Origin of the sequence: Leisingera methylohalidivorans DSM 14336, from assembly GCF_000511355.1 — a bacterium.
GTDB lineage: Bacteria > Pseudomonadota > Alphaproteobacteria > Rhodobacterales > Rhodobacteraceae > Leisingera > Leisingera methylohalidivorans.
The window spans coordinates 101,720-126,355 of sequence record NC_023146.1 but is presented as its reverse complement, the minus strand read 5'-3'; the positions used below and the strand labels follow the sequence as shown (position 1 = coordinate 126,355).

Annotated in this window: 21 protein-coding genes; 7 read left to right on the top strand and 14 right to left on the bottom strand. The window is 63.9% G+C overall.

Going from position 1 to position 24,636, the window contains the following annotated elements; genetic code table 11:
• Positions 1-26: 26 nt before the first annotated feature.
• Genes METH_RS20790 through METH_RS20770 form a run of 5 tightly spaced genes read right to left on the bottom strand, consistent with a single transcriptional unit; the run spans position 27 to position 4,855 of the window.
• Complete coding sequence (locus METH_RS20790; protein WP_024092754.1) at positions 27-1,490, bottom strand: aldehyde dehydrogenase; 1,464 nt, start codon at positions 1,488-1,490, stop codon at positions 27-29.
• 12 nt (positions 1,491-1,502) lie between these two features.
• On the bottom strand, positions 1,503-2,540 hold the full coding sequence (locus tag METH_RS20785; RefSeq protein WP_024092753.1) for an LLM class flavin-dependent oxidoreductase: 1,038 nt from the start codon (positions 2,538-2,540) through the stop codon (positions 1,503-1,505).
• Complete coding sequence (locus METH_RS20780; RefSeq protein ID WP_024092752.1) at positions 2,537-3,463, bottom strand: flavin reductase; 927 nt, start codon at positions 3,461-3,463, stop codon at positions 2,537-2,539. The genes METH_RS20785 and METH_RS20780 overlap by 4 nt, the downstream gene beginning before the upstream one ends.
• Positions 3,460-4,281 carry an alpha/beta fold hydrolase gene (locus tag METH_RS20775; RefSeq protein WP_024092751.1) on the bottom strand — a complete coding sequence of 274 codons (822 nt, stop codon included), beginning with the start codon at positions 4,279-4,281 and terminating at the stop codon, positions 3,460-3,462. Before METH_RS20775 ends, METH_RS20780 begins: the two co-directional genes overlap by 4 nt.
• Positions 4,253-4,855: an amino acid synthesis family protein gene (locus METH_RS20770; protein WP_024092750.1), complete on the bottom strand. Its 603-nt coding sequence runs from the start codon at positions 4,853-4,855 to the stop codon at positions 4,253-4,255. Before METH_RS20770 ends, METH_RS20775 begins: the two co-directional genes overlap by 29 nt.
• 108 nt (positions 4,856-4,963) lie before the next feature.
• Here METH_RS20770 and METH_RS20765 point away from each other — a divergent pair, with 108 nt between their 5' ends.
• Entirely contained in the window at positions 4,964-5,650 is a 687-nt protein-coding gene (locus METH_RS20765) for a GntR family transcriptional regulator (protein ID WP_024092749.1), read from the top strand.
• 104 nt (positions 5,651-5,754) lie between these two features.
• Here the strand turns inward: METH_RS20765 and METH_RS20760 are convergent, their stop codons facing one another.
• A complete protein-coding gene (locus METH_RS20760; RefSeq protein WP_044008811.1) occupies positions 5,755-6,672 on the bottom strand; it encodes a LysR substrate-binding domain-containing protein in 918 nt (305 codons plus the stop codon).
• 139 nt (positions 6,673-6,811) lie between these two features.
• On the opposite strand from METH_RS20760, the gene ugpB reads away from it, so the two are divergent.
• The 5 genes from ugpB to METH_RS20735 all read left to right on the top strand — a co-directional run bounded on the left by ugpB (position 6,812) and on the right by METH_RS20735 (position 11,932).
• A complete protein-coding gene (ugpB, locus tag METH_RS20755) occupies positions 6,812-8,119 on the top strand; it encodes a sn-glycerol-3-phosphate ABC transporter substrate-binding protein UgpB (protein WP_024092747.1) in 1,308 nt (435 codons plus the stop codon).
• A gap of 72 nt (positions 8,120-8,191) precedes the next feature.
• Positions 8,192-9,073, top strand: coding sequence for a sn-glycerol-3-phosphate ABC transporter permease UgpA (gene ugpA / locus METH_RS20750; RefSeq protein WP_024092746.1), 882 nt, complete (start codon positions 8,192-8,194; stop codon positions 9,071-9,073).
• Positions 9,073-9,924, top strand: a complete 852-nt coding sequence (gene ugpE / locus METH_RS20745) for a sn-glycerol-3-phosphate ABC transporter permease UgpE (protein ID WP_024092745.1) — start codon at positions 9,073-9,075, stop codon at positions 9,922-9,924. The genes ugpA and ugpE overlap by 1 nt, the downstream gene beginning before the upstream one ends.
• An 11-nt stretch (positions 9,925-9,935) precedes the next feature.
• Complete coding sequence (locus tag METH_RS20740) at positions 9,936-10,991, top strand: sn-glycerol-3-phosphate import ATP-binding protein UgpC (RefSeq protein ID WP_024092744.1); 1,056 nt, start codon at positions 9,936-9,938, stop codon at positions 10,989-10,991.
• A complete protein-coding gene (locus METH_RS20735) occupies positions 10,991-11,932 on the top strand; it encodes a glycerophosphodiester phosphodiesterase family protein (RefSeq protein ID WP_024092743.1) in 942 nt (313 codons plus the stop codon). Before METH_RS20740 ends, METH_RS20735 begins: the two co-directional genes overlap by 1 nt.
• Positions 11,933-12,018: 86 nt before the next feature.
• Here METH_RS20735 and hutU read toward each other — a convergent pair whose 3' ends face one another.
• The 8 genes from hutU to repA all read right to left on the bottom strand — a co-directional run bounded on the left by hutU (position 12,019) and on the right by repA (position 22,483).
• Positions 12,019-13,701, bottom strand: a complete 1,683-nt coding sequence (gene hutU / locus METH_RS20730; protein WP_024092742.1) for a urocanate hydratase — start codon at positions 13,699-13,701, stop codon at positions 12,019-12,021.
• The gene (hutG, locus tag METH_RS20725; protein ID WP_024092741.1) at positions 13,698-14,483 is read right to left on the bottom strand and encodes an N-formylglutamate deformylase; all 786 of its coding nucleotides are present in this window, start codon (positions 14,481-14,483) and stop codon (positions 13,698-13,700) included. The genes hutU and hutG overlap by 4 nt, the downstream gene beginning before the upstream one ends.
• A complete protein-coding gene (gene hutH, locus METH_RS20720) occupies positions 14,480-16,003 on the bottom strand; it encodes a histidine ammonia-lyase (protein WP_024092740.1) in 1,524 nt (507 codons plus the stop codon). Before hutH ends, hutG begins: the two co-directional genes overlap by 4 nt.
• Complete coding sequence (gene hutI / locus METH_RS20715) at positions 16,000-17,166, bottom strand: imidazolonepropionase (protein WP_425412333.1); 1,167 nt, start codon at positions 17,164-17,166, stop codon at positions 16,000-16,002. The genes hutH and hutI overlap by 4 nt, the downstream gene beginning before the upstream one ends.
• Before the next feature lie 141 nt (positions 17,167-17,307).
• Entirely contained in the window at positions 17,308-18,633 is a 1,326-nt protein-coding gene (locus METH_RS20710; RefSeq protein ID WP_024092738.1) for an MFS transporter, read from the bottom strand.
• Positions 18,634-19,008: 375 nt separating this feature from the next.
• On the bottom strand, positions 19,009-20,151 hold the full coding sequence (repC, locus tag METH_RS20705; RefSeq protein WP_024092737.1) for a plasmid replication protein RepC: 1,143 nt from the start codon (positions 20,149-20,151) through the stop codon (positions 19,009-19,011).
• Positions 20,152-20,333: 182 nt separating this feature from the next.
• On the bottom strand, positions 20,334-21,308 hold the full coding sequence (repB, locus tag METH_RS20700; RefSeq protein ID WP_024092736.1) for a plasmid partitioning protein RepB: 975 nt from the start codon (positions 21,306-21,308) through the stop codon (positions 20,334-20,336).
• The gene (gene repA / locus METH_RS20695; RefSeq protein WP_044008794.1) at positions 21,308-22,483 is read right to left on the bottom strand and encodes a plasmid partitioning protein RepA; all 1,176 of its coding nucleotides are present in this window, start codon (positions 22,481-22,483) and stop codon (positions 21,308-21,310) included. The genes repB and repA overlap by 1 nt, the downstream gene beginning before the upstream one ends.
• Positions 22,484-22,999: 516 nt before the next feature.
• Here repA and METH_RS20690 point away from each other — a divergent pair.
• Entirely contained in the window at positions 23,000-24,556 is a 1,557-nt protein-coding gene (locus tag METH_RS20690; protein WP_024092734.1) for a trimethylamine methyltransferase family protein, read from the top strand.
• The last annotated feature ends 80 nt before the right edge of the window (positions 24,557-24,636 follow it).

Genomic DNA, 24,636 nt, shown 5'->3' with positions numbered 1-24,636 from the left:
TTGTTTGAAAACCTGCGCGGCGCCGGTCAGCGCATCACAAAGGGATCGGGGATCGGATCGTCGCTGGTGCGCAGCCACACGGCCTTGACCCTGGTGTAATCCAGCGCCGCCTGCAGCCCGCCCTCACGCCCGTGGCCGGACAAGCCGTGACCGCCAAAGGGCGCAATCGGGCTGACCGCGCGGTAGGTGTTGACCCAGACGATGCCCGCCCGGATGCCGCGGATCATCCGGTGCGCCCGGGTAAGGTTCTGCGTGAACACGCCCGAGGCAAGGCCAAAGGCGGTGTTGTTGGCAATTTCCAATGCCTCGGCCTCAGTCTCGAAGCTGACCACCGACAGGACCGGGCCAAAGAATTCGCTGCTGAGGCAGGGAGCCTCCGGCGCCTCCGAGCAGTCCAGAATGGTGGGCGGGAAATAGAAGCCCTCCCCCTCCACCGCCGCGCCGCCGGTAACCAGCTTGGCGCCCGCCTGCAGCGAGGTCTGGATCAGCCGCAGCGCATGGTCGCGCTGCTTCAGGGTGCACAAGGGGCCGACTTCGGTGGCCATATCCTGCGGCGCACCGATCACCACGGCTTCGGCCTTTTCCTTCAGCCGGGCCAGAAAGGCATCCTTGATCCCCTTCTGGATCACCAGCCGCGAACCGGCAACGCAGCTTTGCCCTGTCGCCGCAAAGATCCCCGAAACCTGCGCGTTCACAGCGCTTTCCAGATCGGCGTCGTCAAACACGATAAAGGGCGACTTGCCGCCCAGCTCGAGCGAGGTGGAGGCCAGATTTTCCGCCGAGTTGCGCACGATATGGCGCGCCGTCTCCGGCCCGCCGGTAAAGGCGACATGGGCGACCGATGCGTGGCTGGTCAATGCAGCCCCGGCCTCCGGCCCGCCGGTGATCACGTTCAGCACGCCTGGCGGGAACCCTGCCTGGTCAAAGATGCGGGCAAATTCCAGCATCGGCGCCGGCGCCTCTTCCGACGCCTTCACCACCACGGTGCAGCCCGCCGCCAAGGCCGGGCCGATCTTCACCGCCGACAGGAACAGCTGCGAATTCCACGGCACGATGGCGGCCACCACGCCGACCGGCTCGCGCCGCAGCCAGACCTCCATATCGGGCTTGTCGATCGGCAGATGCGCGCCTTCGATCTTGTCCGCCAGGCCGGCGTAATAGCGGTAGTATTCCGCCACATAGGCAATCTGGGCCGAGGTTTCGCGGATGATCTTGCCGGTATCGCGGGTTTCCAGTTCTGCCAGCCGGGGCGCGTTTTCCGCCACCAGATCGGCCAGCCGCAGCAGCAGCTTGCCGCGCTGGGTGGCGCTCATCCCCGCCCATTCAGACGAGAAAAACGCCGCCTCCGCCGCGCATACCGCCCGGTCCACATCTGCGGCGGAAGCGGCTGGCATCTGCGCCCAGGGCGTGCCGGTGGCCGGGTCAAGGCTGTCGAAGGCGGCGCCGGCATCCTCGAACGCGCCGCCGATATACTGCTGAAAGGTCTGCATGTTTCGGCTCCTTTACTGGAAGGCAGGCATGACTTCGGTAATGAACCGCTCAAGCGAGGCTTTCTTGCGCTCAAAGCTCATGCTGCTGTCGATCCAGAACGCATATTCATCATAGCCCAGAGCCTCATATTTTCTCAGCCGCTCGATCACCGCTGCCGGTTCGCCGATCACCAGATCGCGCTCCATCGCCTCGGGGGAATAGAACGGATGGGCGGCGATTTCCGCGTCGCTCAGCGGATCAATCAGGCCTTGGCTGACCTCCCGCTTGTTCATGAACCAGGCGCCGAAATAACAATAAAACCGGTTGAGTTCTTCCGCCCCGCGTTTCACATCCGCCGCGCTCTCGGCCACATAGGTGTGCTGCAGCAGCATGATCTTCGGCCGCGGCACCTCTGCGTGCTTCTCGCAGGCGGCGTTGAACTTGCCCATCAGATCTTCAATCTCGCCGTCGCCCTGCCACAGCGGCGTCACCTGGACGTTGCAGCCATTGGCCACCGCGAATTCATGGCTGTTCGGGTCGCGCGCCGCGACCCAGATCGGCGGACCGTTTTCCTGCACCGGCTTGGGCGAGGATGAGGTTTTCGGGAAAGAATGAAACTCCCCTTCCTGCGCATAATCACCCTGCCACAGACGCTGCACTGCCGGGATCAGCTCGCGCATCCGCTGGCCCGCCTCCCAGGCGTCCATGCCCGGCATCATGCGTTCGTATTCATAGGAATAGGCACCCCGCGCGATGCCCAGGTCCAGGCGGCCATTGGTGATGATATCGGTCATCGCCGCCTCGCCCGCCAGCCGGATCGGATGCCAGAACGGTGCAATCACCGTGCCGGTGCCCAGCCGCACATTCCTGGTCTGCCGCGCCACGTCGATCAGGTTCAGGAACGGATTGGGCGCGATGGTGAAGTTCATCCCGTGATGCTCGCCCGTCCAGACCGCATGCATGCCGCCGTCATCGGCGATTTTGCACAGCTGTATGAACTCGTCATAAAGCTGCTGTTGATCCTGATCGTCCGAAATCCGCTCCATATGCGCAAAAAGCGAAAACTTCATGAGCTGCTGCCCCCTGTCCCCACCGCGCGGACCTGGCCGCGGGTCTGGTTTCCATAATACACCCCGAAATTGCCCATCCGGCTTTCACTGGCGAACCGTTCCAGCATGGTGCAGACCGCCGCATCGGCGATGTCCATCAGCGTGGATTGGGTCAGCGGAGTGAATACCCCTTTGGCCGGCGTGCCACCTGCGGATTGGCATAGAAACGAGATGTGCTGATGTTCGCGCGCTTCGTCCTCGAATACCGAATAGATGAACCCCGGCTCCGCCGCGACGCCGGTTTCCGCAATCAGCCGGGCCAATGCCGCCGAGGCGCCCTCCTTGCCGACGCAGGTTTCCGGCAGGGTCAGCTTGCCCTGATCATTGCCCATCAGCAGCACCTTGCCCTCGTGTTCAATCAGGGCCGAGACGATCAGCTTGGCGCCCTGGCTCAGCGCTTCGGCCTCTGCCGCCGCGGTCACATAGGCGCCGCGGGCGTATCCCAGCCCCGGCGCAGGGGAGGTTTCAAACGCCTCCACCCGGCCGATCAGGATCAGGTGATCACCGGCCTCCACCCGATTATGCATGGAACAGTCGAACCAGGCGGAGACACCCTCGAACACCGGGCTGCCCTCTGGCCCCTTGCGCCATTCGACGGCGGCAAAGCGGTCCTCGACAGGCCGGGCAAAGCTGTTGGAGACGTCTTTCTGGTCCTCGGCCAGCACGTTGACGGCAAAGCCCCTTGCCTGCTCGAACGCGGTGTAATTGCTGGATGAATTGGCCAGGCACACCAGCACCAAGGGCGGATCCAGCGACACCGAAGTAAAGGAGTTGGCGGTAAAGCCGATGGGATGGCCATCCGCATCCTGCGCCGTCACCACGGTGACACCGGTCATGAAGGTGCCAAAGGCGTTGCGCAAGGCACGCGGGTCGATCTCGCTCATGACGGCTCCTTTTCCTTTGCAGTGCCCAGCCAGTCCCGCAGCGCTGCGTTGACCTCGGCGGGAGCGGTCAGGTTGACCATATGCCGGTGGCCTTCGATGACAACCGCGCGGCCTTGCGGCGCGGCATCGGCCATCATCTGCGCCATATCCGGCGTCGAGTTGGGATCACCATCGCCAGTCAGCGCCAGCAGCGGGCAAGCGATGCCGCCGAACCCGTCCGCATAGGTGCTGTCGCCACGGGCAAAGGCGGTGTAAGCCGCAGCGTAGCCTGCAAGGTTCACAGCCGACAGCCATTCCGCGACCTGTGCCCGCGCCGCCTGGTCCGCCGCACTTTTGCCGAACCAGCGGATCAATGGCGTTTCCAGATCAAAGCTGCCCGCGCGGATTTCCGCGGCGCGGGCCTCAACCGCCTGCCGTGCCCCGGCACTGCGCCGGAACACCCCGTTCAGCAGCGCGACACGGGCGGCGCCGTCAGGATGGCAGACCGCATAGCCGCCGGCAATCAGCGCGCCCATGGAATGACCCGCCAGGCTGACCGGCCCCAGCTGCATCGCCTGCAGAACCGCGTGCAGCCAGGCCACATAGTCCGGCAGCTCCGGCGCGCCGGGCAGTGGCGCGCTGCCGCCGTGGCCGGGCATGTCCAGCGCGATCACCTGATGGGTATCCGCCAGCGCCGCGATCTGCGGCGCCCAGGCCGCCGACTGCATGCCGACCCCGTGGATCAGCACCACCGGCGCCCGCAGCCCATCCCCTTGGCCCGCCCGTTGGCAGGTGACGGTGCCGTAAGGCTCAGACAGCGGCAGGGTTGTCGGCGTCATGGCCCAGTTCCTTCAGGTCCTGATAGCGGTCGCCGATGCGGTGATGCGGGCGGCCGCCGATCGAGGCGCCAAGCGCGATCACGATCTCGTCCGGCCCCGGCGCATCGGCCACCGACAGCTGGATGGTCAGGTAATGGCTGCGCCGCCCGCCGTCGTTCTTGTCCATCAGCGGGATCTGCAAGGGCGCATTGGCCGGTCCGCGGGTGTTGGTGAAGGCAAGGTAGGACTTCGCCCCCACCGCCTCGCGGAAGTGGTTGCCGAAGCGCAGCGTATGGATCAGGGCCGAGGCGTGCTCCACCTCGCCGTTCACCCCGACGATGGCGGATTTGCCATAACCCTCGACCTTATCGCCGCCGCCTGCGGCCTCCAGGATCATCGCTGTCAGCTTCTCGCCCAGACCCGGCGCGCAGTCGTGGATCGCCGGGCGCAGGTCCTCGACAAACCCCTGCCCCGCCCAGGGGTTTTTAATGACGGCCACCGCAGCGATCATCTTGAGCGGCGTCTTCGCTGCCTTGCCGCCCTCGATCAGGGTGTCCTCGACATGCAGCAGCGTCTTGCGGATTTCAGCGGGCATGGGCTGTGTCTTTCGTGTCTGATTCCAGTTGACGTAATATGGTATACCATAAGACAGTAAGTCAATGCAGACTTGTTCCGCCCAACCCCGGCTGCTATCGGAGGACCCATGAACAGCCCCGTGAACCGTCCCGTGATGAGCAGAATAGACCAGCCGCCGCAGACCCTGCGCGACATCGTGCAGGAGCGGATGCGCGAGGCGATCATCGCTGGCCAGTTCGCCCCGGGAGAGCGGCTGGTGGAGCGCCCCTTATGCGACCAGCTTGGCGTCAGCCGCACCGTGGTGCGCGAGACCATCCGCTATCTGGAAGCCGAAGGGCTGGTCGAGATCCTGCCCGGCAAAGGCCCGATTGTGGCGCAGCTCAGCTGGGAGGACGCGCGGCAGATCTACGACATCCGGCAGATGCTGGAGACCGCAGCCGCCACAGCCTGCGCCCGGAACATGACGCCCGGCCTCGCCGGGGCGCTGCAGGATGCTTTGAAGGTGCTGCAGGAAGCGGTTGCCGCTGGCATTCCCGGTCCGATGCTGCGGGCCACCACCGAATTCTACCGGATCATATTCGAGGGCGCAGGCCACAGCGTCGCCTGGGAAATCGCCCAGCGTCTGAATGGCCGCATCAGCCGGTTGCGCGCAGTGACGCTCTCGACTGAAGAGCGTCAGAAACCCGGCCCCGCCCATATGCAGGAGATCTGCGGGGCCATTGTGTCAGGCGATGCAAAGGCTGCGCGGACCGCGATTGAACGGCATCTCAACGACGCCAAACGCACCGCGCAACGGCTGCTGAAGGAAGAATAGCCGGTCTCCTGCGGGAAAACGGCCCCAAAAACCACGGTTGTTCATGGCTGAGATCCGCGCCGGATGTCAGCTTGCGGGCCGCTTGCCGGGGCGGCGGACGAGGCTCATACCCGCGGCGGCGGATCCAGGTCGGCGCGGAACGGCGCCAGGCTGTCGGTGAAAGCGTCCAGAAAATCCAGCGCCAGCAGCGACCGGCTGCCCGACACCGGGCGCAGGATCGACAGCCGGTGAGGCAGGTCCGGGGCGAAGGGCACGATGGCAATGCCCTGGCCGCGGAACTGTTCGGCATCCAAAGCGCTGACAACGGACGCCCCCTGCCCCTGGCCGACCATTATGCAGGCGGTGGAGAACTGGCGCACCTCGATCCAGCTGTTCAATTCCACCCCGGCTTCGGAAAATGATTTGTGCAGCTTGCGGAAAAACGGGCTGTCGCGCCTTGTGTGGATGATCTTGCGGTGCTGCAGGTCGCGGGGCGTGATAACATCCTGTTCTGCCAGCGGGTCATCCTGCGGCAGCACACAGACGGTGCGGATGGGCAGGTCGATGTTTTCCACCGCCGGATGGGCGGCAAACCCGTCGGTGATGCCGCAGTCATACTGCTCGCCGATGATCCATTCCAGGATCCGCTCGGGCCGGTCCGGCTCCAGCGTCAGCCGCACGCCGGGGCGGTGCTCCAGAAACCCGGCCAGCAGTTTCGGCAGCAGCGCTGTCGCGAACCCCGGCAGGCAGGCGATGCGCAGATGGCCGGCGGTGCGCTCGGTCAAGTCCCGGTTGAGTTCCTCCAGATGGTTCAGACTGTCGAACACCCGGCCCACCTCGGACAGCAGATAGCGCGCCTCGCTGGTGGGAATCAGCAGCCCGTCCTTGCGGGTAAACAGATCCACCGCCACTGTTTTTGAAAAATCAGACAGCAGCCGGCTGGCCGCCGGCTGGGAAATCCCCAAGCTTTCAGCGGCGCGGGTGACGGAGCCGGTACGGGCAACGGCCTGAAAGGCCTCGAGCTGGCGAAGTTTGAATTTCAAGGGGTTAGCCGCTTTCAAGAGAAGAACAATGCGCCACCGCATAACATCATGTTATGTTTTTTGTCAAAAAACTTTTGCTTGAATTATCTTTCCCGCCGGACACAAGGTATCGCCATAACCAACCTTGGGAGAGAAGCTCATGCCGATCAAATCTTTGCTCTGCGCCTCGGCCGTTCTGGCCGTTGCTGGCAGCACCGCATTTGCAGAAACCGAAATTCAGTGGTGGCACGCCATGGGCGGCACCAACGGCGAACGCGTCAACAAGATCGCCGAAGACTTCAACGCCACTCAGGACGACTACAAAGTGGTGCCCGTCTACAAGGGCAACTACACCGAGACGATGACGGCAGCGATTGCCGCCTTCCGCGCCAATGAACACCCGCAGATTGTGCAGGTCTTCGAGGTCGGCACCGCCACCATGATGGCCGCCAAAGGCGCAATCTATCCGGTCGAAAAGCTGATGAACGATGCCGGTGAGCCGTTTGACGGCGACGCCTTCCTGCCCGCCGTGGTGTCCTATTACGAGACCCCCGAGGGCGAGCTGCTGTCGATGCCCTTCAACAGCTCCTCTCCCGTGCTGTGGTACAACAAGGACGCGCTGGACGCAGCCGGCGCCGAAGTTCCCACCACCTGGGACGAGGTCAAGACCGCCTCCCGGAAGCTGGTTGATAACGGCATGAAATGCGGCGTGTCCTTTGGCTGGCAGTCCTGGGTGATGATCGAGAACTTCTCGGCCTGGCACAACCTGCCCACCGGCACCAAGGAAAACGGCTTTGCCGGCTTCGACACCGAGCTGACCTTCAACAACGCACAGGTTGCGGCGCGCCTGGATGACATCGCGTCGATGGGCCAGGACGGCCTGTTTGTCTACGGCGGCCGCCGCGGCGACAGCCTGCCGATGTTCACCAATGGCGAATGCGGCATGTGGATGAACTCCTCGGCCTATTACGGCTCGATCTCCTCGCAGGCCCAGTTCGAGTTCGGCCAGGCCATGCTGCCGTTGGATACCAGCATCGCGGATGCGCCGCAGAACTCGATCATCGGCGGCGCCACCCTGTGGGTGCTCGAAGGCCATGACGAGGCGGAATACAAAGGCACCGCCAAATTCCTGACCTATCTGTCCTCGCCCGAGGTGCAGTCCTGGTGGCACCAGGAGACCGGCTATGTGCCGATCACCACTGCTGCGTATGAGCTGTCCAAAAGCCAAGGCTTCTATGACAGCAACCCCGGCACCGACACCGCGATCAAACAGCTGAGCCTGAACACCCCGACCGCCAACAGCCGCGGTCTGCGCTATGGCAACTTTGTTCAGATCCGCGACGTGATCAACGAGGAGCTGGAAGCCCTGTGGGGCGGCGAGAAAACCGCGCAGGAAGCGCTGGATGCCGCAGTTGAGCGGGGCAACGACCTGCTGCGCCGGTTCGAGCGCACCGCCAACCCGTCCTAATCCATCCTGACGACCTGTCCCTGCCGCCCCTTCCCCGGGGCGGCAGGGCCGCTTTCCTGACTGGGGCCTTTCATGCTCAAACGGGTGCATTTCCCAACCTCGGCGCTGCCTTATCTGCTGGTCGCACCGCAAATCCTCATCACGCTGGTGTTCTTCATCTGGCCCGCCAGCCAGGCGATGTACCAGTCGTTCCTGATCGAGGACGCCTTCGGCCTTGGCACCGAATTTGTCTGGTTCGAGAACTTCGAAATCCTGTGGTCGGACAGACATTACCTGGCCAGTTTTCAGCGCACCGCGGTGTTCTCCCTGCTGGTGGCGGGGCTGTCGATGGGCGTGGCGCTCTTGCTGGCAGGCTTTGCCCAGCGGGTGGTGCGCGGCGCGATGTTCTACCGGACCCTGCTGATCTGGCCCTATGCGGTCGCCCCCGTTCTGGCCGGTGCCCTGTGGGTCTTCATGTTCAATCCCACCCTTGGCATCTTTCCCTATTTCCTGGAATTCGCAGGCATCACCTGGAACCATTACCTCAATGGCACCCAGGCGATGGTGCTGGTGATCCTGGCCGCGGCATGGAAGCAGGTGGCCTATAATTTCCTGTTCTATCTCGCCGCCATGCAGTCGATCCCTAATTCGGTGATCGAAGCCGCCGCCATCGACGGCGCAGGCCCGGCGCGGCGGTTCTGGACCATCATCTTCCCGCTGATCTCGCCTACCACGTTTTTCCTGCTGGTCATCAACATGGTCTACGCCTTTTTCGAGACCTTCGGCATCATCCACGCCGTCACCCAGGGCGGCCCCGGCACTTCCACCACCATTCTGGTCTACAAGGTGTTCAACGACGGCTTTGTCGGTCTCGACCTTGGCGGATCGGCGGCGCAGTCGGTGGTGCTGATGGTGCTGGTCATCGCCATGACCGTGGTCCAGTTCCGCTTTGTTGAAAGAAAGGTGGCATACTGATGGTCGAAAACCGCCCCCTGACCGCCTTCCTCACCCATCTGGTGCTGATCCTTGGCGTCATTGCCATCGCGCTGCCGGTGTGGATCACCTTTGTTGCCGCCACCCATGACCAGCTGCGGATGAACCAGGCGCCGCTGCCGCTGTGGCCCGGCGACCACTTCCTGGACAACATGAAGCAGACCCTGTTCGGCTCCGGCCTCAGCGGCACCGAAACCGCACCGGTCTGGCTGATGCTGCTGAACTCATTGGCGATGGCGCTGATGATTTCGACCGGCAAGATCGCGATATCGCTGCTGTCGGCTTTTGCCATCGTCTATTTCAAGTTCCCGTTCCGCATGACCTTCTTCTGGATGATCTTCATCACCCTGATGCTGCCGGTCGAGGTCCGGATCCTGCCCACGTTTGAGGTGGTCGCCAATCTGGGGATGCTGAACAGCTACTGGGGTCTGTCGATCCCGCTGATCGCCTCGGCCACCGCCACCTTCATGTTCCGCCAGGTGTTCCTGACGGTCCCGGATGAACTGCTGGAGAGCGCCCGCATCGACGGCGCCGGGCCGCTCAGGTTCTTCTTCGACATCCTGCTGCCCTTGTCGCGCACCAATATCGCGGCGCTGTTCGTGATCCTGTTTATCTTCGGCTGGAACCAGTACCTCTGGCCGCTGCTGATCACCACCGACACCTCGATGACCACCATCGTGATGTCGATCAAGCAGATGCTGGAAGCGGCCGAGCAAAGCCCGCAGTGGAACATCATCATGACCACGGCCCTTCTGGCGATGATCCCGCCGGTGTTCGTGGTGATCGCAATGCAAAAGCTCTTTGTGCAGGGCTTGACGGAAACCGATAAGTAAGGCGCCCCGAAATGGCTGATATTCAACTCACAGATCTGGTGAAATCCTACGGCCCGACGCAGGTGCTGCACCATGTCGAAGGCGGCATCAAGGATGGCGAATTCATCGTCATCGTCGGCCCCTCGGGCTGCGGCAAATCCACATTGCTGCGGATGGTGGCGGGGCTCGAAAGCGTGACCTCCGGCGAAATATCAATCGGCGGCCGCCGGGTGAACGAGCTGGAGCCTTCGGCCCGCGACATCGCCATGGTGTTCCAGAACTACGCGCTGTACCCGCATATGTCGGTGCGCCAGAACATGGCCTATGGCCTGAAGATCCGCAAACTGCCGAAGGATGAGATCAACCGCCGCGTCGAAGAGGCGGCGGAGATCCTGGAGATCAGACAATACCTCGACCGCAAGCCGCGGCAGCTGTCCGGCGGCCAGCGTCAGCGGGTTGCCATGGGCCGCGCCATCGTGCGCGATCCGCAGGTGTTCCTGTTCGACGAGCCGCTGTCGAACCTGGACGCCAAGCTGCGGGTGCAGATGCGGCTGGAAATCCGCAAGCTGCAGCAGCGGCTGGGGGTGACCTCGATCTATGTGACCCACGATCAGGTCGAGGCGATGACCCTTGGCGACCGGCTGATGGTGCTGAACGGCGGCTATGTCGAGCAGTTCGGCACCCCGATTGAACTTTACGACCGCCCGGCCTCGGTGTTTGTCGCCGGATTCATCGGCAGCCCGGCAATGAACTTCTTCCCGGCTGACCTGAACGGCGGCCAGGCCGCCCTGCCCGGCGGCGCGGTGCTTCCGGTCGTCTCTGCCCATTCCGGTGCTGCAACCCTGGGCCTGCGCCCCGAACATCTGACGGCGGACGAAAACGGCCCCATCGCGCTGCAGGTGGACCTGCTGGAGCAATTGGGCGCCAACACATTGATCCACGGACGCCTGCAGGGCACAGAACACGCGCTCACCGCCAGCGTTCCGGGCCATGCCGGTGACGGCATCGGCAGCATCCGCCGTTTTTCGGCCACGCCTGAACTCACCCACCTGTTCGACGCCGCCTCCGGCAAACGTCTGGCAGACTGATGGTCTTCCCCCAGATCCCTGCCTTTGCAGGCGCGCCGGGCGTGATCCGGCTGGTCGGCCACCGCGGCGCCCGCGGCGTGCTGCCGGAAAACACCCTGGAAGGCTTTGAATTCGCCCTGAAAACCGGGGTGGATCTGCTGGAACTGGACGTCACCGCCACCCGCGACGGGGTGGTGGTGATCACCCACAACCACCATCTGACCCGGTCGATGGTCCGCGATGCCAATGGCAACTGGCTGCAAGGCGCGGAACCCAAAGTTTCGGCCCTCAGCTATGCCGAATTGCTGCGTTATGATGTGGGCGGGCTGGATGGCGCCAGCGCCTATGGCCGGCGGTTTCCGGATCAGGCCTTCCTGACCGGCCTGCGCATTCCCCGCCTTGCGGATCTGCTGGCGCTGCTGCAGCAGCCGCAGCATCGGGGCGTTCATTTGCTTCTGGAGATCAAATCCGACCCCGACCTGCTGGCCGACACCGCCGCGCGCCAGGCACTGGTTGAGGCCGTGGTTTCCGATGTCCGCGCCGCCCGCATGCAGCCGCGCACGGTGCTGCACAGTTTCGACTGGGATCTGCTGGCCGACTGCCAGCGGATTGCCCCGGAAATGCCCGCCTCCTATCTGACCCAGCTGCCGGAGAACACCGATGACGCGGGCGAGGATTCCTCCAAGGCGGTGAACCCGGTGGCGGGCTGCACAGTGCTGGACCTGCCGGATCGCGTTGCCGCAGCCCGGGGGCGGTTCTGGTGCCCCTACTACCTGGACATCACACCGCAATCATTGGCCCGTGCCCGCGAACTGGGGCTGGTGACGATTGTCTGGACCGTCAACGCGCCCGAAGACATTGAGCGGATGATCGATCTGGGCGTCGACGCGATCTGTTCCGACTATCCGGGCCGGGTGCAGCGCCTGCTGCTGACCCGCGGGCTGCATTGGCGCAGCGATTGAAAAGGGCCGCTCTTCTGCGCGAAGAACGGCCCTGAAACATCATTTTCGGGGGCTGAAATCCGCAATGGATTTGAGCCTTTTTCAGGTCACCCCAGGATGCCGGGCAGGTTCAGCCCGTGTTCCCGTGCGCAATCCTTGGCGATGTCATAGCCCGCATCCGCGTGGCGCATCACGCCGGTCGCCGGATCGTTCCACAGAACCCGCCCGATGCGGCGTTCCGCGTCCTCGCTGCCGTCGCAGCAGATCACCACGCCGGAATGCTGCGAGAAGCCCATGCCGACGCCGCCGCCGTGGTGCAGCGACACCCAGGTGGCGCCCGAAGCGGTGTTCAGCAGCGCGTTCAGCAGCGGCCAGTCGGAGACTGCGTCCGAACCGTCCATCATCGATTCAGTTTCCCGGTTGGGCGAGGCCACCGAACCGGAGTCCAGATGATCGCGGCCGATGACAACCGGCGCCTTCAGCTCGCCGTTCTTGACCATCTCGTTGAACGCAAGGCCCGCCTTGTGGCGGTCGCCCAGACCGATCCAGCAGATCCGGGCCGGCAGGCCCTGGAAGGCAATCCGTTCCTGCGCCATGTCCAGCCAGCGGTGCAGGCCTTCGTTGTCGGGGAACAGTTCCTTCATCTTGGCGTCGGTCTTGCGGATATCCTCCGGATCGCCCGACAGGGCGGCCCAGCGGAACGGGCCGATGCCGCGGCAGAACAGCGGCCGGATATAGGCGGGCACGAAGCCGGGGAAGTCAAACGCGTTCTCCAGCCCCTCCTCCAGCGCCATCTGGCGGATGTTGTTGCCGTAATCCACCGTGGGCACGCCCATCGCGTGGAAATCGCACATCGCCTTGACCTGCACCTTCATCGAGGCACGGGCGGCTTTCTCAACCGCTTTCTTGTCGGTCTCGCGCTTTTCCTTCCACTCGGCCATGGTCCAGCCCTGCGGCAGGTAGCCGTTGACCGGGTCGTGCGCCGAGGTCTGGTCGGTGACGATGTCGGGGCGGATGCCGCCCGCCTTGGCGCGCTCGACCAGCTCGGCGAATACATCCGCCGCATTGCCCAGAAGGCCGACGGATTTCGCCTCGCCCGCGGCGGTCCAGCGCTCGATCATCTCCAGCGCCTCGTCCAGGGTTTCGGCCTTCTCGTCCAGGTATTTGGTGCGCAGGCGGAAGTCGATCGAATCCGGGTTGCATTCCACCGCCAGGCAGCAGGCACCGGCAAACACAGCCGCCAGCGGCTGCGCGCCGCCCATGCCGCCAAGACCGCCGGTCAGGATCCATTTGCCGGTCAGGTCGCCGTCGAAATGCTGGCGGCCGGCCTCGGCAAAGGTCTCATAGGTGCCCTGCACAATGCCCTGGGTGCCGATATAGATCCACGAGCCAGCGGTCATCTGGCCGTACATCATCAGACCCTTCTTATCGAGCTCGTTGAAGTGGTCCCAATTGGCCCAATGCGGCACCAGGTTGGAGTTGGCGATCAGCACACGGGGCGCGTCCTTGTGAGTCTGGAACACGCCGACCGGCTTGCCCGACTGCACCATAAGAGTCTGATCTTCCTCAAGATTTTTCAGGCTCTCGACGATCATGTCGAAGTCCTTCCAGGTCCGCGCGGCGCGGCCGATGCCGCCATACACCACCAGCTCATGCGGGTTTTCGGCCACATCGGGGTGCAGGTTGTTCATCATCATCCGCAGCGGCGCTTCGGTCATCCAGGACTTGGCGTTCAGCTCAGTGCCGGTGGGCGGGAAAATATCGCGGGTGTTCTTGCGGGGATCGCTCATGCCGAGGGCCTCCAGTTTTTGAGATCAGTCAGGATAAGGGTGAGATGGGCGCGCAATGCTTCTGCGCGCTCCGGCAGATAGGTCCAGGGCGGGCTTTCCTGGCAGTAGGTCGCCTGCGCCAGTTCCATCTGGATCGCATGCAGCCCGTCAGCGGGGCGGCCATAGTGGCGGGTGGTCCAGCCGCCCTTGAAGCGGCCGTTCAGCACCGAGGTATAGCCTTCGGCGGCTTCGCAACGGGCGACGGTCAGCGCCTCGATCGACGCATCGCAGGTCGCGCCCAGATTGGTGCCGATGCTGAAATCCGGAAGCCGGCCCTCGAACAGGAAGGGGATGTCGCCCCGGATCGAATGGCAGTCATAGAGGATCGCAAAGCCGTGGACCGCCTTCACCCGCTCCAGTTCCGCCGCCAGGGCAGCATGATAGGGCGCGTGATAGGTGTCACGGCGGCGGGCGGTTTCCGCCGCGTCCGGTTCCATGCCCTCGCGCCAGATCCCCTGCCCGTCAAAATCGGTCAGCGGCACCAGCGTGGTGGTGTTTTGCCCGGGGTACAGGCTGACCCCGGCGGGATCCCGGTTCGCGTCGATCACATAGCGGTGGATAGGGGTGCGGACGGTGGTGACGTCCCCGGCCAGCCCCGCATAGAGATCGTGGATGTGCCAGTCGGTATCCGCCAGCGCCCGGCCGGTTTCATTGAGGCAGTCCCAAATCTCCGGCGGCACATCGGTGCCGGTGTGGGGCAGCCCCAGCACCAGCGGTGATGATCCTTGAGTAACCTCGATCATGCGGCCACCTTCACCCCGGCCGCATCGGCAGCACGGCCTGCACGGATCATGGCGCTTGCAGCCTCGATATCGGGCGCCAGATAGCGGTCCTCTGCCAGCGAGGGGATGTCCTCGCGCAGCATCGCCAGCACGTCCTGCAGGCGTTCGGAAGTTTTCAGCGGCGTGCGCGCCTCAACCCCTTGCGCAGCGCAGAGCATTTCGACGCCCAGGATCACCGACAGGTTGGCGTTCATCTTTGTCAGCCGCAGCGCGCCGTGGGCGGCCATCGACACATGGTCCTCCTGGTTGGCCGAAGTCGGGGTCGAGTCGGTCACGCAGGGGTTGGCCAGATGCTTGTTCTCGCTCATCAGCGCCGCGGTGGTCACTTCGGCAATCATGAAGCCCGAGTTCAGCCCCGGATCCGGCGTCAGGAACGGCGGCAGGTCGTGGCTGAGGGTCGGATCGACCATCAGGGCCACCCGGCGCTGCGCAATCGCGCCGATTTCGGCCACGGCCAGCGCAATCTGATCGGCGGCAAAGCCCACATACTCGGCGTGGAAGTTGCCGCCCGAGACGATGCGCCCCTCGTTCACCAGCACCAAGGGGTTGTCGGTGACAGCGTTGGCTTCGATCTCCAGCGTTTTGGCGGCCATGCGCAGCACGTCCAGCGCGGCGCCCACCACCTGCGGCTGGCAACGGATGCAATAGGGATCCTGCACCCGGGTGTCGCCCTCGCGGTGGCTCTCGCGGATTTCACTGCCCGCCATGATGTCGCGCATCTGCTGCGCCACGTCGATCTGACCGGCATGGCCGCGCAGGGTGTGGATATCGGCGATCAGCGGCGCGGTGGAGCCCATGATGGCATCGGTGGACAGCGCGGCAATCGCCATCGACGCTTCGGCCATGCGCCAGGCGTCAAACAGACCGGCCAGCGCGCAGGCCGTCGAAAACTGGGTTCCGTTGATCAGGCCCAGGCCTTCCTTGGGGCCCAGCACAATCGGCTCTAAACCGGCCTTTTTAAGCGCTTCGGCGCTGGACATGCGGGTGCCCTCGAATGTGGCCTCCCCTGCCCCGATCATCGCCGCCGCCATATGCGCCAGCGGTGCCAGGTCGCCCGATGCGCCGACCGAACCCTGCGACGGGATCACCGGCACCACGCCGCGTTCCAGCATCTGTTCGATCTGATCAATCACCAGCCAGCGCACGCCGGACGCACCGCGCCCCATCGACAGCAGCTTCAGCGTCATCATCAGCCGGGTCTTGTCCTCCGGCAGCGCCTCGCCGACGCCGCAGCAATGCGACAGGATCAGGTTGCGCTGCAGGGTGGCGGTGTCTTCCGGCGCGATCTTGGTCGAGGCCAGTTTGCCGAAGCCGGTGTTGATGCCGTAGACGGCTTCGTTACCCGCGGCGGCATCTGCCACCATCTGGGCTGCGGCCTCAACCGGTTCGCGGGCCGAGGCGTCCAGCTTGGCCGGGGTGAGGTTGCGGTATACGTCCTGCAACGTGGCAAGCGTTACCGTGCCGGGGATCATCTCGATCATTGTTTGCCCTCATGGATACGGGTGTGAAGCGGGTTGAAGCCGATGCGGTAGGCCAGTTCGCCGGGCGTCCCGACGTCCCAGACCGCCAGATCGGCGCGCATGCCTGCGGCGATCTGGCCGCGGTCCTTGAGCCCCAGCGCACGGGCGGCATTGCGGGTGACACCGGCCAGCGCCTCCTCGGGCGTCATCCGGAACAGGGTGCAGCCCATGTTCATTGTCAGCAGCAAGGACGTCAGCGGCGAGGAGCCGGGGTTGCAATCGGTTGCCAGCGCCATCGGCACGCCATGGGTGCGGAAATGGCCGATCGGCGGTTCTTGCGTTTCGCGGATGGTATAGAACGCGCCCGGCAGGATCACCGCGACAGAGCCGCTGGCGGCCATCGCCCTGGCGTCGTCCTCATTTGCGTATTCGACGTGATCGACGGACAGCGCGCCATATTGCGCGGCCAGGGCGGTGCCGCCCTGATGGCTCAGCTGTTCGGCGTGCAGTTTCACCGGCAGGCCCAGCTCCTGCGCCGCTTTGAACACCCGTTCGATCTGCGCCGGCGCAAAGGCGATGTTCTCGCAGAATCCATCCACCGCATCGACCAGCCCTTCGGCATGGGCGGCGCGCAGGGCGGGAATGCAGACCTCGTCTATATAGGCGTCGTCGCGGCCCTTGTACTCGGCCGGCGCCGCATGGGCACCAAGGAAGGTGGTTTTCACCGTCACCGGGCGCAACTCGCCCAGGCGGCGAGCGGCGCGCAGCATATTCAGTTCGGTATCGCGGTCCAGCCCGTAGCCGGATTTCACCTCGACCACGGTGGCGCCTTCGGCGATCAGCGCATCCAGACGGGGCAGCGCGCCCTGCACCAGATCGTCCAGCGACGCGGTGCGGGTTGCGCTCACGGTGGAGACGATGCCGCCCCCTGCCCGTGCGACCTCTTCATAAGACGCGCCGTTCAGTCGCATCTCGAACTCCATCGCGCGGTTGCCGCCAAAAACGATATGGGTGTGGCAATCGATCAGCCCCGGCGTCACCAGCCGGCCGCCAAGATCCCGCTGCTCCCAAGCAGAATTGTCAGCTGACAATTTCTGCCTTGGCCCGGCCCAGACGATGGTGCCGTCCGAAACCGCAACCGCACCGTCTTCAATCAGCCCATATGGCGTGTCTGTGCTGGCCATCGTCGCCAGCCGTGCGCCGGTCAGAACAAAATCCCCTGTCACGGACTCCCCCCGATTCTCTTTGCTGCTATTTCAATATTAAACTACTCATTTAGGTTATTATGTCTAGTCATAAAATAGACACTGGCCAGCCTGCCGCCTTCAGCACTGGGTCTTTTTCGGAACTTCCGGGTGCTGATCGTCGATGATGATCGGATGCGCGTGCGGCTGGCCGCCTTGCAGATGCGGGTGGTCCGGCGGCAGGCCGGGGTGGCTATGCGCAACGGGGGATGCGCTGTCCTTGGGCCACAGGTGCCGCGCGGCGATCAGCCCCGCCGCCGCCAGAAGCGCCAGGGCCAGCATCGCCGCGCCCGCCCCCCAGGCTGCCATCAGCCAGGCCGACAGAGGATAGAACAAAAGCCAGCAGGCATGCGACAGGGTGAACTGCGCGGCAAACACCGCGGGCCGGTCCGCCGCATGGGCCGAGCGCGCCAGCAGCCGCCCCGAGGGGGTCAGCACCGCCGAGTAGCCCGCGCCGATCACCGCCCAGGCGATTGCCAGCCGTGCAAATCCCAGCGGCGCGGCAAAGAGGCTGAGCGCAAGCACCGCCAGCGCAGCACTGCCCAGGGCGCCGCCTGCCAGCATCACCGTCCGGTCGGACACCCGCTCCAGAAGCCGCGGCAGCAGCAGGGCCGCCAGCATCGATCCGCCGCCAAACGCCGCCAGCGCCAGCGCGACCGCGGTTTCCCCCTGCCCCAGGCCGGCGCGCACCAGGACCACTGTGTTGACCAGCACCATTGCCGCCATCGCTGAAACCACCCAGTTCAGCGCCAGCAGCCCGCGCAGCCGCGGGGTGCGCAGATAATTCCTGATCCCCCGCGTGGTGCGCTGCCAGATCGGCCGGGGCGCCCTGGGCGCAGGAGACGGCAGGCTGATGGACAGCAGCAGCAGCGCCGATCCCGCGAACCCCGCCGCAGTGCCCCAGAACAGCGTCGCGGAACTGACCAGAAGCAGCAGGGCTGCGGCCAGCACCGGGCTGGCGAGGCTCTCCAGCTCATAGGCCATCCGCGACAGCGACAGCGCCCGGGTATAGTCCTTCTCCGCCGTCAGCACATCGGGGATCGTGGCCTGGAAGGCCGGCGTGAACCCGGCAGAGGCCGACTGCAGCAGAAAGATCAGCACATAGATCTGCCAGACCCCGGTGACGAACGGCAGGCAAACCGCCACGGCCATCCGCAGCAGATCCAGCCCGATCAGCATCTTTCGCCGGTCCACCTGTTCCGCCCAGGCGGCCGCGACGGGGGCAACGGTGACATAGGCCGCCATCTTGATCGTCAGCGCAGTGCCCAGCACCAGTCCGGCGCGCTCCCCCGCCAAGTCATAAGCCAGAAGGCCAAGCGCAACAGTGGCCAGCCCGGTGCCGGTCAGCGCCGCAATCTGGGCCAGGAACAAATGCCGGTAAGTCCGGTTGTGCAAGATGGCAAGCATGAGGCCGCAAGTCCCTTTCACAGGAAGGCTTGCCGTCACTGTGGCCGGCGGGAGCTGCATGAGGCAATGCCACGGAGTGCCGGAACACGGCGGCAGGGCGGAAAATTGTCAGCTGACAATTTTTGCTCCGGCCTCTGGCAACGGAGGATTGCCAGCCATGCGTGACGGCAATCCGCTGTCCCGGAAACGGGCCGATGACGCGGCTTAACGGCTTGGCAAACCCGGCGGGATGAAAAAATTGTCAGCTGACAATTTCACACCTCCGGCGCTGGTTAAACCGGTCCCGGCGCCGTCCTGCGCCACGTTCCAGGCCTCACATGCAAGCTGCCTGGCGGGAGGGTGCCATAGTGAAAAACCGCTCATTCCGAAAAATTGTCAGCTGACAATTTCCGCCCGGCTGCCCGCCTGCAGCAAGGCATTCAGCATCGGTGCGGTGGAGAACTGACCCGCCCGTGCCTTTTGCGCCAGACGCCGCAGATAGGCGCCTGGGCTGCGGATCGTGCCGAGCTTCTCCAAGATGCACATCACCGCCGTTGCCGCGTCCTTGCGGCCCATCGCAGCCCGGGCATCGCTGAGCACAGGCATCTCAATCCCCATCATCGGCGACAGCGTCTCGGCAATCCGGTCAGCGTCCTGCCAATTCCGCAGCTTGCCAGGGTAGTATGTTTGCACTTCGGGACAGGCCCGCAGAACGGTGGCAAGATCACAGTGTTTCTCTGCTGTGCCTTCACTGGCGCCTGGATGCTGCGGCTGCGGCAAAGGCGTTGTGGCCTGCGGCTCTTCAGAGTCAGAATCTTTTTTTATTGAATCCTGTATGTGCCGCTCATTCTGGCTGTCAGGGGCGCTCATATTGCGTGCTGGCAGTTTGGTCTGTTGCGGGGTTCCTCCGGGCGTCCGGCGGACAATTTCACCGTGCAGCGCCTCAGCCATCCGGGTCAGCTCATCGGCGCAGGGTTTGCGGCGCAGCAGTTTGCGGGCGGTGTCCAGCAGCGTCTCTGCGGCGCCGTCAGCCAGTTCAACCAGTTCTTGCCGCAGCACGGCAACCCGGTCGCGCAGCACTGCAAGATGCTCGGCCCGCGCCTTGGCATCCAGGGCCGCGTCGAAAATCTGACCGGCGTGGCGGGCGAGGGGGGAGAGGTCAAAGCCGAAGGCCAGCGGCATGTCATCACCGCTGCGCCGCGCGTAGCGTTTGCGGTTGGGGCTGTTCTTACGGCTGACAATCCCGGCGCGGGTGAGGGTGGCCAGATGGCGGCGCAGGGTGCTTTCCGGCATCCCGTTCAGCCGCTCCATCAATTTGCGGTTCGACGGAAACACAATGGCGCTGTCCGGCTCGGCAGGCAGCGCGCGTTCGGGGAAGAACGTCAGCAAGGCCTTCAGCACGCCAAGGGTGCGGTGGCTCAGTTCAAATTCCGCGGCGGCGTGCGTGAGCGCAGCCAGAAGGTCCCACTTGTCGTGAGTACCCGCCAGCCGGCCGCACGGATCCTGCCGCCCAAATGCGATTTGGGACGCCTGTTCCATGTTATTTTCACGAAAGACAAAGAATTCCCGCCCCCATGCGGCGCATGGAGTTGACAGTGACGAGTCTGAAGGGCTATTCCAAAGGTGCTAAATCTGAGAACGGCCTTCTGGGATGTAATGTCCTGGGGGGCTTTTCTTTTGCCTGTTTACGTGCCTCCTGTCCTTACTGTTGCTGCTCTTGGTCAGTCTTCCGGCTGCTCAGGCTGGTCTTGCTGCCAGCGGCCGTGAAGCTCGGTTATGATGTCTTCCGCATGGGCGTCGAACCAGGCGTCGAACCCGGGCGCGTCCTTGGCGGCGATGGTGAGGGTGACGCCCTTGGCGGTGGTCTTGATCCCGGCCACCTCAGCGCCGTCGCGGCCCGCAAGGGCGCGGGTCTTTGGCGGGGCAGGGGCCGGCTTTGGCTCCCGCGGGACGTCCTGGGCCCGTTTCAGCGCCGCCTCAAACCGGCCATCGGAATCGTTCATCAGGAAATCAGGCGTATTGGCATAGGCCAGCGCCCGGTTGCGCGCGCCCGGCACCTCGAACTGCTTGACCAGTGTCATCCAGCGGTCGCGGCCGATGCCAGGGGCTGATCCGATCAGCCGCAGAAAGGGCAGATCAAAGGCCGTCCCGACCTTCAGCATCCGCGATACCATCGGCAGGTCGATCGACAGCGCCGCGGCAATTGTCTGCCGTCCATAGCCATCGGCCTGCAACTGCGCCGCAAAGGCGGCCTTTTCAATGAAGCTGAGATCCTGGCGGGAGGTGTTTTCCTGCCCCTGCGCCATCACCAGCGCGTGGTCGTCCAGCTGCCGCACCATGGCCTTGACCGGCTGGCCCAGCTCGCGCAGCGCCTTCAGACGGCGGCGGCCATAGACGATTTCGAACCGTCCGGCTGTCTTCGGGTGCGGGCGCAGCAGCACCGGCACCTGCTGCCCATAGGTCTGCAGGCTGTCTTTCAACTGGTTGAACGCCGCGCCATCCATACCCAGGCGGTCTTCATACCCGGCGTTGTCGATCAGCGCGGTGTCGATCTCCTGCACCGCGCTTTCCTGCAGCTTGCTGAGCGAGGACTGCAGCGCCCCGACGGCGCCGCGCGGGATCATCTTGGGCTTGGCTGCGGGAGCGGCCGGTGTGCCTGGGTTCAGGGCTGTGCTGAGTATTCCTTTGCGTGCCATCAACGCCTCCATGCGTGTTGTAGGAGGGATTCTATTTCATCGTTAACTTGATTCAGTGAATCCACCGCACGGTCATAGGTTGACCTGTGAAATTGGGATCTTTCGACCTCGTACACCGTCTGCTGGGTCAGGCCTGCATCGGAAATCGCCGTGGATTTCAGCATCGGCGCCACCATGACCTCGTCGCCGAACAGCTGCCGCATGAATGCAACCACCTGTTGCTGCGGCCCGTCGTTCGGCTCGTAGCGGTTGATCAGGAAGCGCAGGAAGTCAAATTCGAGCGAGGCGCCCGCATTGGAGACCACATCCAGCAATTCGGCGCTCATCTGCAGGAATTGCGACATCGAGGCGATGTCCAGCATGTTCGGCACCACGGTGATCAGCACGCCGGTCGACGCACAGAGCGCCGACATGGTCAGATAGCCCAGCTGCGGCGGGCAGTCGAAGATGATCACGTCATAATCCGCTTCAACCTCCTGCAAGGCGGCGGCCATGCGGGAAAAGAACGCGGGCTGCACGTTGTTCAACAGTGCCTGCGGGGTTTCATGTTCGAATTCCTGCAGGATCAGACCGCCGGGAGCGAGATCGAGACCGCTGAAATAGGTCTGCTGGATGATCTGGCGCAGGGGCAGGGGGTCATCATAGCGGATTGCGTCATAAATCGTCCCTGTTTCAAGGAAATCGACCTCGGGCCGATAGCCGAAAAGCGTCGTCAGGGACGCCTGCGGGTCGATATCCACCGCCAGCACCCGGTAGCCTTTCAGCGCCAGCCGCTGCGCGGTGTGGATTGACGAGGTGGTCTTGCCCGACCCGCCCTTGAAGTTCAGGAAGGACAGCACCTGCACCTTGTCGCCTGCCCGGCGGCCGCGCAGATAGGTGCCCGGCGTCTTGGCCGCGGCATCCAGGATCTTGCGCATTTCCAAGAGGTCGGCGGCGGAATAGTGGCGCCTGCCGCCCGGCGTGGTGTGCACCTCGGGCAGTTTGCCGTCAAAATGCAGCTTGCGCAGGAAGCTCGAGGAAATGCCCAGCATTTCAGCCGCCTCGCCAGCGCTGAACAGCCGCAATTCCTTCCTTGCATCCGGCGCGAAACTCGCCAGCATGTGGCTTTCGAGGGCCGCACTGAGGTTTTCCGCATTTTCGCGGATTCGTTGATTGATGTGGAGTGCTACTGCCAACTGCTGCCCTCTCGATAGTAACGCTGTTTTGCGTCAGCGCTTTATTTATCGTTTCTATACGCAATGCGAACAGTGTTTTGCAATAGATTCCTTCATTTACAGGTTGCAGGCGGATTGCCGGGGTTTCTGCCGGATCACGGGAAATGCCGCGAATAACCCAGTAAGATGCTGAAATATAATAGCAATAACCAAAATCCCGGGATAAGTCAGGCGAAGCTGCAAAATCCCGGGCCCCGTATGCCGGGTCCGCAGGGGGGCATCCCGGCCGAGTCGCTTCAGTCCGGGGATTCTCGCGTATTCATCTGATTGCAGCCTCTAATCAGGGTCTATTCCGGCGTTTTCGGGGCCTGTGTGCCTTTTTTCTGCGGTTCCTGTGAAACAGGTCCCGAGACAGGGCAGAGCTGTCCTGAACCGGTTCCATTGGATCGAATGTCGGTTTCTGCAACCGCATTTCGTAATCCTGCAGGTGAAGCCGCAGTGCTTTGGCGAAACTCTCTGTCAAAGGAGACCCCAGCCATGACTGAGCAAGCCACAGCACCCCGTTCGCGTGCCGGCGGCCGCACTGCCCGCCGCGCCCTGCGCACCGCCCCGAAATTCGACATGCTGCCGGGCCTCGCCCGCAATATCCCCCTGTGCGAGGTGATGGACGGCGCCCAGGTCGGGATGATCGACAATGCCTCGATGAATATTCTGGAAAACGTCGGCGTCCAGTTCCGCGATCCGATTGCGCTGGAGGACTGGAAACGCGCCGGCGCCAAGGTTGAGGGGGAGCTGGTCTTTCTGGACCGCGGCCTGGTGCGGGAGCTGATCAGGACCATCCCCGGCGCTTTCACCTATCACGCGCGTGATCCGCAAAAGAACGTGCGCCTGGGCGGCAAGCATTCGATCTTTGTGCCGATGACCGGGGCGCCCTTTTTGCGTGATCTGGACGATGTGCGCCGCAACCCGGTGCTGGACGACCTGGCGATGTTCCACAAGCTGGCGCATATGATGCCCAGCCTGCATTCCTCGGCGCATCACATCGTGGAACCCTACGATCACCCGATCAGCCAGCGCCATCTCCGGATCACCTATTCGTCGATGAAACACTCGGACAAGACGTTCATGGGCATGACCACCAGCCCCAAGAACGCTGAAGACGTGCTGGACATGTGCGCGATCCTGTTCGGCGCGGATTTCATCGACAGCCATCCGGTCACCACCGGCAATTGCAACGGCAACTCGCCGCTGGTCTGGGACGAGACCATGCTGGGCGCGATGCGCGCCTTCTGCCGCCGCAACCAGCCGGTGCTGTGCTCGCCTTTTGTGCTGGGCGGCGCCAACACGCCTGCCTCGGTCCCGGCCGCGGTTGCGCAGCTGAACGCCGAAGCGCTGAGCGCGCTGGCCTACACCCAGGTGATCCGCAAGGGCGCCCCGGCGATCTATGGCCACTACCTGTCGACCGTTTCAATGAAATCCGGTGCGCCGATGGCCGGCACCCCGGAAATCAGCCTGATGAACTTCATGATCGGCCAGATGGCGCGCTATTACGGGGTGCCGTGGCGGACCTCCAACACCCTGGGCGGCGCCAAGACCTTTGACGCGCAGGCGGGCTATGAATCCGCCACCACCCTGCAGGCGGTGATGCATGCCGGCGCCAACTATATCTGGCATTCGGCGGGCTGGAACGAGGCCGGGATGCATTGTTCCGTCGCCAAGTTCATCGTCGATGCCGAGCAATGCGCGATGGCCTACCGGATGGCGGAAGGGCCGAAATGGCACGATTTCGAGCAGGCGCTGTCGGCGGTGCCGGATGTCGGGCCGGGGGGGCATTATCTGGGCCATCCCCACACCCAGGAGAACTTCCAGGAGGCGTTTTTCATGCCGGAGCTGTTCGACAACAACTCGATCGAGCAGTGGCAGGCAGAGGGCAGCGCCGAGATCACCGAACGCGCTTTGACTCGCGCGAAAAAGCTGCTGGCAGAATATCAGGAGCCGAAACTGGACGAGGCGAAAAACGAAGAATTGCTGGATTACATCGCCCGGCGCGAGCGGGAAATTCCCGCCGCCGACGAGTTGAACCAGAGCTGCTGATCTTCCTCCCCGACTGGCCCGCCCGGTGACAACGGCGGGCTTTTTTCCAACAGGGCAAGACTATGAAAATTGCGGAAATC

What these genes read in the sequence shown, in the direction of transcription:
- METH_RS20790 (WP_024092754.1), bottom strand. Translation starts at nt 1,490, where the DNA reads ATGCAGACCTTTCAGCAGTATATCGGCGGCGCGTTCGAGGATGCCGGC.
- METH_RS20785 (WP_024092753.1), bottom strand. Translation starts at nt 2,540, where the DNA reads ATGAAGTTTTCGCTTTTTGCGCATATGGAGCGGATTTCGGACGATCAG.
- METH_RS20780 (WP_024092752.1), bottom strand. Translation starts at nt 3,463, where the DNA reads ATGAGCGAGATCGACCCGCGTGCCTTGCGCAACGCCTTTGGCACCTTC.
- METH_RS20775 (WP_024092751.1), bottom strand. Translation starts at nt 4,281, where the DNA reads ATGACGCCGACAACCCTGCCGCTGTCTGAGCCTTACGGCACCGTCACC.
- METH_RS20770 (WP_024092750.1), bottom strand. Translation starts at nt 4,855, where the DNA reads ATGCCCGCTGAAATCCGCAAGACGCTGCTGCATGTCGAGGACACCCTG.
- METH_RS20765 (WP_024092749.1), top strand. Translation starts at nt 4,964, where the DNA reads ATGAACAGCCCCGTGAACCGTCCCGTGATGAGCAGAATAGACCAGCCG.
- ugpB (WP_024092747.1), top strand. Translation starts at nt 6,812, where the DNA reads ATGCCGATCAAATCTTTGCTCTGCGCCTCGGCCGTTCTGGCCGTTGCT.
- ugpA (WP_024092746.1), top strand. Translation starts at nt 8,192, where the DNA reads ATGCTCAAACGGGTGCATTTCCCAACCTCGGCGCTGCCTTATCTGCTG.
- ugpE (WP_024092745.1), top strand. Translation starts at nt 9,073, where the DNA reads ATGGTCGAAAACCGCCCCCTGACCGCCTTCCTCACCCATCTGGTGCTG.
- METH_RS20740 (WP_024092744.1), top strand. Translation starts at nt 9,936, where the DNA reads ATGGCTGATATTCAACTCACAGATCTGGTGAAATCCTACGGCCCGACG.
- METH_RS20735 (WP_024092743.1), top strand. Translation starts at nt 10,991, where the DNA reads ATGGTCTTCCCCCAGATCCCTGCCTTTGCAGGCGCGCCGGGCGTGATC.
- hutU (WP_024092742.1), bottom strand. Translation starts at nt 13,701, where the DNA reads ATGAGCGATCCCCGCAAGAACACCCGCGATATTTTCCCGCCCACCGGC.
- hutG (WP_024092741.1), bottom strand. Translation starts at nt 14,483, where the DNA reads ATGATCGAGGTTACTCAAGGATCATCACCGCTGGTGCTGGGGCTGCCC.
- hutH (WP_024092740.1), bottom strand. Translation starts at nt 16,003, where the DNA reads ATGATCGAGATGATCCCCGGCACGGTAACGCTTGCCACGTTGCAGGAC.
- hutI (WP_425412333.1), bottom strand. Translation starts at nt 17,166, where the DNA reads ATGGCCAGCACAGACACGCCATATGGGCTGATTGAAGACGGTGCGGTT.
- METH_RS20710 (WP_024092738.1), bottom strand. Translation starts at nt 18,633, where the DNA reads ATGCTTGCCATCTTGCACAACCGGACTTACCGGCATTTGTTCCTGGCC.
- repC (WP_024092737.1), bottom strand. Translation starts at nt 20,151, where the DNA reads ATGGAACAGGCGTCCCAAATCGCATTTGGGCGGCAGGATCCGTGCGGC.
- repB (WP_024092736.1), bottom strand. Translation starts at nt 21,308, where the DNA reads ATGGCACGCAAAGGAATACTCAGCACAGCCCTGAACCCAGGCACACCG.
- METH_RS20690 (WP_024092734.1), top strand. Translation starts at nt 23,000, where the DNA reads ATGACTGAGCAAGCCACAGCACCCCGTTCGCGTGCCGGCGGCCGCACT.